The organism is Escherichia sp. E10V10, from assembly GCF_004211985.1.
In the GTDB taxonomy this organism is placed as follows: Bacteria; Pseudomonadota; Gammaproteobacteria; order Enterobacterales; family Enterobacteriaceae; genus Escherichia.
Map to the genome: position 1 here is coordinate 1 of NZ_RHJO01000039.1, position 1702 is coordinate 1702.

At 53.0% G+C, this 1702-nt stretch carries 1 rRNA gene; it reads left to right on the top strand.

Annotated features, from left to right (window positions below):
- Nucleotides 1-116 precede the first annotated feature (116 nt).
- Nucleotides 117-1658: ribosomal RNA gene (locus tag D9736_RS22665) — 16S ribosomal RNA — on the top strand.
- Nucleotides 1659-1702: the final 44 nt, after the last annotated feature.

Here is a 1702-nt window from a genome sequence, read left to right on the forward strand (position 1 = left end):
GTGTGGGCACTCGAAGATACGGATTCTTAACGTCGCAAGACGATAAATGAATACCAAGTCTCAAGAGTGAACACGTAATTCATTACGAAGTTTAATTCTTTGAGCATCAAACTTTTAAATTGAAGAGTTTGATCATGGCTCAGATTGAACGCTGGCGGCAGGCCTAACACATGCAAGTCGAACGGTAACAGGAAACAGCTTGCTGTTTCGCTGACGAGTGGCGGACGGGTGAGTAATGTCTGGGAAACTGCCTGATGGAGGGGGATAACTACTGGAAACGGTAGCTAATACCGCATAACGTCGCAAGACCAAAGAGGGGGACCTTCGGGCCTCTTGCCATCGGATGTGCCCAGATGGGATTAGCTAGTAGGTGGGGTAACGGCTCACCTAGGCGACGATCCCTAGCTGGTCTGAGAGGATGACCAGCCACACTGGAACTGAGACACGGTCCAGACTCCTACGGGAGGCAGCAGTGGGGAATATTGCACAATGGGCGCAAGCCTGATGCAGCCATGCCGCGTGTATGAAGAAGGCCTTCGGGTTGTAAAGTACTTTCAGCGGGGAGGAAGGGAGTAAAGTTAATACCTTTGCTCATTGACGTTACCCGCAGAAGAAGCACCGGCTAACTCCGTGCCAGCAGCCGCGGTAATACGGAGGGTGCAAGCGTTAATCGGAATTACTGGGCGTAAAGCGCACGCAGGCGGTTTGTTAAGTCAGATGTGAAATCCCCGGGCTCAACCTGGGAACTGCATCTGATACTGGCAAGCTTGAGTCTCGTAGAGGGGGGTAGAATTCCAGGTGTAGCGGTGAAATGCGTAGAGATCTGGAGGAATACCGGTGGCGAAGGCGGCCCCCTGGACGAAGACTGACGCTCAGGTGCGAAAGCGTGGGGAGCAAACAGGATTAGATACCCTGGTAGTCCACGCCGTAAACGATGTCGACTTGGAGGTTGTGCCCTTGAGGCGTGGCTTCCGGAGCTAACGCGTTAAGTCGACCGCCTGGGGAGTACGGCCGCAAGGTTAAAACTCAAATGAATTGACGGGGGCCCGCACAAGCGGTGGAGCATGTGGTTTAATTCGATGCAACGCGAAGAACCTTACCTGGTCTTGACATCCACGGAAGTTTTCAGAGATGAGAATGTGCCTTCGGGAACCGTGAGACAGGTGCTGCATGGCTGTCGTCAGCTCGTGTTGTGAAATGTTGGGTTAAGTCCCGCAACGAGCGCAACCCTTATCCTTTGTTGCCAGCGGTCCGGCCGGGAACTCAAAGGAGACTGCCAGTGATAAACTGGAGGAAGGTGGGGATGACGTCAAGTCATCATGGCCCTTACGACCAGGGCTACACACGTGCTACAATGGCGCATACAAAGAGAAGCGACCTCGCGAGAGCAAGCGGACCTCATAAAGTGCGTCGTAGTCCGGATTGGAGTCTGCAACTCGACTCCATGAAGTCGGAATCGCTAGTAATCGTGGATCAGAATGCCACGGTGAATACGTTCCCGGGCCTTGTACACACCGCCCGTCACACCATGGGAGTGGGTTGCAAAAGAAGTAGGTAGCTTAACCTTCGGGAGGGCGCTTACCACTTTGTGATTCATGACTGGGGTGAAGTCGTAACAAGGTAACCGTAGGGGAACCTGCGGTTGGATCACCTCCTTACCTTAAAGAAGCGTACTTTGTAGTGCTCACACAGATTGTCTGAT